Source organism: Mesorhizobium sp. M7A.F.Ca.AU.002.02.1.1 (genome assembly GCF_003998535.1).
Classification (GTDB): domain Bacteria; phylum Pseudomonadota; class Alphaproteobacteria; order Rhizobiales; family Rhizobiaceae; genus Mesorhizobium; species Mesorhizobium ciceri.
The window spans coordinates 846-7080 of the sequence record NZ_RZPB01000286.1 but is presented as its reverse complement, the minus strand read 5'-3'; the positions used below and the strand labels follow the sequence as shown (position 1 = coordinate 7080).

Sequence of the window (6235 nt, the reverse complement as noted above, 5' to 3'; positions counted from 1 at the left end):
CTGCCGATCCGGTCGAAGGCGCCGGGGAAGTGGCGTGCGCGCATCTCGGCGTCCCATTCGAAGCCGCCGGTTGCGATGACGACGCCGCGGCGCGCGACGATCTTCGTGCGCCGGCCCTTGCTCTCCACCTCCGCGCCGGCGATGCGTGAGTCCGGATCCTGAAGCAGGGTGACGGCGCGCGTTCCCGGCTGAAAGGTGACGCCGGCATCGAGGCAGCCCTTGATCAGCCCGGTCATCAGTGCCGTGCCCTGGCCGCCGGAATTCGTCAGCCATCGCCATAGAAGCTTCGGCCAGACCTTGAACCCGGCGCGGATGGGATGGTGATAGAGATCGAGGTCGACGATCTCCTGGTAGGTAAAGCTGTGCGGCAAGGTGGAGCGGCGCAGACTCCGCGCAAACTTGCCGAGGAGACGGCGGCTGAGCGGCCTCGGCGAGAGCATGCGGCCATAGAGTTTCCCGCCCGGCGCTTCGGCAAAGGGATCGGGCTCGTTGATCAAGCGAAAATCGAGCGGCGTGTTGACGGACAGAAAGTGCAGCATGTCCGGCGCGGCCTTGGCGAAAGCGCCCCAGAGCGCATCTTCCTTCTGCTCCCATCCTTCGGGCGCGACCGCACGCAGATAGGCGAGCGCATCCTCGCGGCTGTCGGCGATGCCGGCTTCGGCCGCGACATGGTTGGCGGGTATCCAGACCCCGGCACCGGACATGGCCGAGGTGCCGCCCAACCATTCGCTCTTTTCGATGACGAGCACCCTGAGGCCACCCTTGGCGGCCCGCAGCGCTGCCGAGCAGGCCGCCGATCCCGAACCGATCACCAGAACATCGTACTCGCCCATCGGCATTCCCCTGCCATCATCGACACAGCACTATATAGAGGCACGAAATTTAATCTGTCTACTATTGTGTCGACACTTTTTGCGCTGTACCCTCTCCAAGTCAGCAACGCGCCCGAACGACCTTCGCAGCTCCATTCGACAGGCAGAGCCATGGACGACACCAACCTTCCACCCGCGCCCTCTGGCATCCATGTTTCCGGAACCGAAACGCGCGAAAGCTACTGGCAGCCGGTTCCCGCAAACGGCCATATCGACGTGGCGCTCGCGCCGCACATCGTCGGCATGGAGCACCCCTTCGCGCTGGGCACGCAGTCGGTAGCGCCCGGCGGCTATGTGCGCGAACACACGCATGACCGCAACGAAGAGACGGTCTATGTCATCGAAGGCCATGGCCGCGCCGTCATCGACGGCAAGGAATATCCGCTGGAACCGGACAGCGTGGTGTTCCTGCCGAAGAATGTCCGACACATGTTCATCAACGACGGCGACACGCGCCTGCGCTGGATCTGGTTGATCGTGCCGAACGGGCTCGAGGATTTCTTTCGCCTGATCGGCAAGCCGCGCAAGCCAGGTGACCGTGTGCCGTCCAATTTCCCGCGCCCCGAAAACGTTCTGGAAATCGAGCGCAAGACGGTGTTCGGGGCAGACCTCGCCGACAAGTTCGATCCCCTGAGGCAGAATCCCTGAAGAAGCCTCGGATGGTGACGCTCGGCCTCATCGGCTTCGGCACGATCGCGCGCGAGATCGTCTCAGCTTTCCCAGTGGACTCGGTTTGCTGGGTGGCGCTGATGCGCGAAGGTACCCGCCGCGACTTGCCGGCGAATGTCAGCACTGTCACGCAGCTTGACGCGCTGATCGGTCCGCGCCCCCGGGCGGTGGTGGAGGCGGCAAGCCAGGAGGCGGTGGCCGCTTATGTGCCCGCGCTTCTCGAAGCCGGCATCCCGACCATCATCGCTTCGATCGGTGCATTCGCCGATCCGATCCTTGCCGCGAGGCTGACCGATGCTTCGCGCAATAGCGGCGCGCGCTTGGTCCTGCCGTCAGGCGCGTTGGGCGGTCTCGACTATCTCAGGGCGATAGCCGCACTTCCTGAGGCGCGGGTGCGCTACACCTCGCGCAAGCCGCCGACAGCTTGGGAAGTCGAGCTTGCCACTCTTGGCCTGTCGGCCGAGCACGACGCGGTATCCCTCTTCGAAGGCACGCCGGCGCAAGCGGCAAAGCTCTATCCGAAAAACCTCAACGCCGCCTTCGCCGTGGCGCTCGCTGCAGGTATCGACAAAGTCACAGTGCGCGTGGTTGCCGATCCGAAAGCTGCCGGCAACATGCATGAAATCGAGGTCGAGAGCACCGCCGGCACCGCCTCCTTCCGCCTCGTCAACGCACCCTCGCCCAACAATCCGAAAACCTCGATGCTCACGGCGCTCAGTCTCGTCGCGGCGCTTGGCGAGTTGCTCGACAGGGAGGGCCTCAGCTGATGCCCTTCTTCACCGCCGCCGATGGCTGCCGCATCCACTACGAGACATCAGGCAGCGCCGGCCCACGCCTCATCCTCATCTCCGGGCTCGGCGGTGATGGAAGGTTCTGGACTGGTGTGGTACGCCTGCTCGAGGCCGACCATCGCGTCATCGTCACCGACCATCGCGGCGCCGGTCGCAGCGATCGCCCCGAAAGCCCCTATTCCATTCCCCTGATCGCCAGCGACATTGCCGGCCTGCTGGCGCAGACGGGCGGTCCCGCCCATATTGTCGGGCATTCCACTGGTGGCGCCATCGCGCAGGTGCTGGCGCTCGATCATTCGGAACTTGGCCTGAGCTATACGATCAGCAGTTCCTGGGCGCGAGCCGACAGCCGTTTCCGCACGCTCTTCAGCGCTCGCGCCGAACTGCTGGAGGCCGGCTTGGCCGAGACCTATCAGCGCCTCGGCCATGTGCTCTGCCACGAACCGTCCTACCTCGAAACGCATGCCGGGGAACTCGACGCAGCCGTCGCCGCCGCCCCTGACACCCTGGCGCCGCTGACAGTCAGTGCTGCGCGCGTGCGCATGCTGCTCGACCATGATCGCCTTGCCGATCTGCCGCGCATCGACACCCCGGTTCAAGTGATTGCGGCCACCGGCGATATCCTGACACCGCCAGCCCTTTCGGAGGCGATCGCTGCGGCAATACCGGATGCCCGGTTTGTTTCAGTTCCCGGTGCGCATTTTCACCCCCTCGCCGACCCCGAAGGTCTTGCCGCCATCATTCGCCGTTTCATTGTCGAAGCTCACCTTGATCGCAAAGCATCATGATCGCTGACCTCAGCCCCGCCCTCCTCGACCCGCGCCTCAAGCCTGGCGCCGAGCTCCTCGCCGAAGGACGCGTCATGGCGCGCGACTGGCGCCTCGGCAGCTGCCGCTTCCTGACCGAGACTGGGATGCCGTCCGAAGCCGCATGGAAGCGCAAGGCAGCGGCCGAAAAGCGAGTCATGCAGCACGCCCATATCGGCTTCAGAAGCGTCGACCGCACCGTGGCCGCGATCGGCGAGGTGCATGAGCAATGCCGCAAGGCAGGGGTAACGGTCGACCGTTTCGGCATCACCCTCGACTGGTCGATGGGTTATCCCCAAGCCATGCGTGCAAAGGCCGCGCGCGGCACCGGCATCGTGCTCACCGGCCCCGAGGATTTCGCCCGCATCACCAACGCCGCGCCCGCTGCCGCGCATTTCGGCGACTTCATGCTCGGCCTGCCGGGCGCGGTGGAAAACACCCGCGCCGCCATCGCCGCCGGTGCAACGGCCATCGGCAATCTGGGGCAGTATTTCACCTTCCGGCTGCCCTACTGGGACGATGATGTCGCGACCACCGAAGCGACCGTCACCGCCCTCGGCCTGATTGCCGCGCAGGATGCCGAAATCCTTGTCCATTCCAATCTCGACGACGGCTTCGCCGGGCTGTTCATCGACATGGCCTGCGCGCTCGGCATGGTGCTGGTCGAAAAGCACATCGTCGAGGATCTGATCGGCGCGCGGCTCGGCCATTGCTACGGCCACCACTTCAGCGATCCACTGTCGCGCGCTGCCTTCCATGCCGCGCTGGTGCGGGTCAGCGATACGCCGGGCACCATGATCTTCGGCAACACCGTTTCCTACCAGTCGACCCCGGCAGGCAATTACGCAACCCTGGCGAGTTATCTCCTGGCCGACATACTGGCTGTCGGGCGATGGCCCTCCGGCCATGCGATCAATCCGGTACCGGTAACCGAGAACCAGCGCATTCCCGATGTCGACGAGATCATCGACGCACAAACCTTCGCGCACCGGCTCACGCTGCACGCCCCCTTCTACGACCCCGTCTTCGACTGGGCCAGGGTGGAGGCGATGGCCGATGTGCTGGTCGAAGGCGGGCGTCGCTTTGCCGGTGCCGTCATGAAAGGGCTGGCCGAGCGCGGGGTGGATACCGAAGACCCGGCCGCGCTGATGTTCGCCATCCGCCGCATGGGGCCGAAGCGCATGGAGGCGCTGTTCGGCCCGGGCGCGGACGGCATCCGCGGACGCACGCCGCTGATCCATGCCGAATGGGCGCGCGAGCTCAACCACAAGGCCGTCGCCTGGGTCGCGACGCAAAAGCCGCTGGAAAGCCCTAGACCCCTGACCGTCTGCATCGGCACGACCGACGTGCATGAGCACGGAAAATATCTCGTCGAACAGGCGCTTGAAGGCCTGGGCATCGTCATCGCCGATGCCGGTGTGGCCGTCGACCCGGAAACACTCGTCGCCCGCGCCGCCGAAACCGGGGCCGATGCGATCGCCGTCAGCACTTACAATGGCGTGGCGCTGCGTTATGCACAGGCGGTGAAAGCAGCGATGGCGGCACGCGGACTTGCCTTGCCGGTGCTCATCGGCGGACGATTGAACGAAGTGCCCAAGGAGTCCAATTCGGGCCTGCCGGTCGACGTGACCAAGGATATAGCAGACCTAGGCTGCCTGCCCTGCGCCGACCTCGACGAGATGCTGCGTGCCCTGCGTTCCATCCGGCCCGTTGCCTGAAACGGGCAGGCTTCGTCTTACGCAACGACAGGGGCGTGCCTTACCAGGCGGTCATGCCGCCGTCGACCGTCAGGATCGAGCCGGTGGCGAAAGAGGATTCGTCACTGGCGAGCCACAGGATTGCATTTGCGATTTCAACCGGCTGCGCGACGCGATTCATCGGTGAGCGCGCGTTCAATGCCGCGACAAACCCCTGAGGATCGGGATGGGTTTCCAGCATGGTTTCGAAATAGCTCGACCAGGTCACACCCGGTGCCACGGCGTTGACGCGGATCTTGTCCGCAACATGGTCAAGCGCCATGGCACGCGTCAGCGCCGCGACGCCGCCCTTGGAGGCGACATAGGCCGCCCGATCGGCAAGTCCGACATGGGCCACGTTGGAAGCGGTGTTCACGATCACCCCGCCGCCGCCCGCGGCCATGACGGGAATGACATATTTGGAGCAGAGAAAGACGCCCTTGAGGTTCACGGCCATGAGCGCGTCCCAATCCGCCGCCGCGGTGGTGACAACCGAACCGCGTATGCCGTAACCGGCATTGTTGACCAGAATGTCCACCCGGCCGAAGGCCTCTTGCGCGCGGCGCACCATCGTCGCCACGGAGACTTCGTCCGAGACGTCCGCCTCCCAGGCCAGCGCTCCGGTCCTGCCGGCCACCTCGCCGGCCCGCGCGCCGTCGCGATCGACGACCAGAACGCGCGCGCCCTCCTTCGCAAACAGTTCCGTGACGGCCGCGCCGATACCGGCGCCGGCTCCGGTGACGATGGCCGCCTTGCCCTCCAAACGCATGATCGATCCCCTTTTCACAAACTTGTTTTGCCCTATCTTGCAGAAGCGCTTGCAAAGTGTCGACACTTTTGTATTTAATTTCGGCACGAACTCGGGGATATCGGTGAAAAACACTCCTTCCGTCGAACAACATCTGGAAATCTATCGCCGGATGCTGCTGGTGCGGCATCTCGAAGAGGGCCTTGGGGCGCTTCACAAGGAAGGACGCACGCGCGGTCCGATCCATCGCTGCGATGGCCAGGAAGCCGTCGGCGTCGCCGCGACCGCCGTGCTGGAGGCCGGCGACAAGGTCGCCACCACCCATCGTGGCCACGCGGTCTATATCGGCAAGGGCATGGCCGTGCACCCGGTGGTGGCCGAGATCTTCGGGCGGGCCACCGGTGCCTGCGGCGGGCGCGCCGGCCACATGCTGGTGGCCGATGCCGAAAAGGGCGTGATCGGCGGCAATGCCATTGTCGGCGCGGGCATTCCAGCCGCCACCGGCATGGCGCTGTCGATGCAGATCCTCGGCACCGGCAATGTCGCCATGTGCGTCTTTGGCGACGGCGCCGCGCAAACCGGCATCTGCCACGAAGCCATGAACATGGCGGGG

General features: G+C 65.1%; 7 protein-coding genes. 5 read left to right on the top strand and 2 right to left on the bottom strand.

Going from position 1 to position 6235, the window contains the following annotated elements:
- Positions 1 to 833 (bottom strand): FAD-dependent oxidoreductase (locus tag EN879_RS18275; RefSeq protein ID WP_206520963.1); only part of this gene is annotated, 833 nt, incomplete at its 3' end.
- Positions 834 to 983: 150 nt separating this feature from the next.
- On the opposite strand from EN879_RS18275, the gene EN879_RS18270 reads away from it, so the two are divergent.
- From EN879_RS18270 to EN879_RS18255, 4 genes are read left to right on the top strand one after another with little or no spacing between them, the layout of a single operon-like run.
- Positions 984 to 1520: a cupin domain-containing protein gene (locus EN879_RS18270; protein ID WP_063168733.1), complete on the top strand. Its 537-nt coding sequence runs from the start codon at positions 984 to 986 to the stop codon at positions 1518 to 1520.
- Positions 1521 to 1531: 11 nt separating this feature from the next.
- Positions 1532 to 2308: an aspartate dehydrogenase gene (locus EN879_RS18265; protein ID WP_063168734.1), complete on the top strand. Its 777-nt coding sequence runs from the start codon at positions 1532 to 1534 to the stop codon at positions 2306 to 2308.
- Positions 2308 to 3120: an alpha/beta hydrolase gene (locus EN879_RS18260; RefSeq protein ID WP_063168735.1), complete on the top strand. Its 813-nt coding sequence runs from the start codon at positions 2308 to 2310 to the stop codon at positions 3118 to 3120. The genes EN879_RS18265 and EN879_RS18260 overlap by 1 nt, the downstream gene beginning before the upstream one ends.
- Positions 3117 to 4856 carry a cobalamin-dependent protein gene (locus EN879_RS18255; protein ID WP_063168736.1) on the top strand — a complete coding sequence of 580 codons (1740 nt, stop codon included), beginning with the start codon at positions 3117 to 3119 and terminating at the stop codon, positions 4854 to 4856. Before EN879_RS18260 ends, EN879_RS18255 begins: the two co-directional genes overlap by 4 nt.
- Before the next feature lie 40 nt (positions 4857 to 4896).
- Here EN879_RS18255 and EN879_RS18250 read toward each other — a convergent pair whose 3' ends face one another.
- Positions 4897 to 5643, bottom strand: a complete 747-nt coding sequence (locus tag EN879_RS18250; protein ID WP_063168737.1) for an SDR family oxidoreductase — start codon at positions 5641 to 5643, stop codon at positions 4897 to 4899.
- Positions 5644 to 5746: 103 nt separating this feature from the next.
- Between EN879_RS18250 and EN879_RS18245 the strand changes: the two genes are divergently transcribed.
- The coding region (locus tag EN879_RS18245; protein ID WP_245493836.1) for a thiamine pyrophosphate-dependent enzyme at positions 5747 to 6235 on the top strand (489 nt) is incomplete at its 3' end.

Coding starts and splice junctions, on each gene's coding strand:
- EN879_RS18260 (WP_063168735.1), top strand. CDS start 2,308: ATGCCCTTCTTCACCGCCGCCGATGGCTGCCGCATCCACTACGAGACA.
- EN879_RS18270 (WP_063168733.1), top strand. CDS start 984: ATGGACGACACCAACCTTCCACCCGCGCCCTCTGGCATCCATGTTTCC.
- EN879_RS18265 (WP_063168734.1), top strand. CDS start 1,532: ATGGTGACGCTCGGCCTCATCGGCTTCGGCACGATCGCGCGCGAGATC.
- EN879_RS18250 (WP_063168737.1), bottom strand. CDS start 5,643: ATGCGTTTGGAGGGCAAGGCGGCCATCGTCACCGGAGCCGGCGCCGGT.
- EN879_RS18255 (WP_063168736.1), top strand. CDS start 3,117: ATGATCGCTGACCTCAGCCCCGCCCTCCTCGACCCGCGCCTCAAGCCT.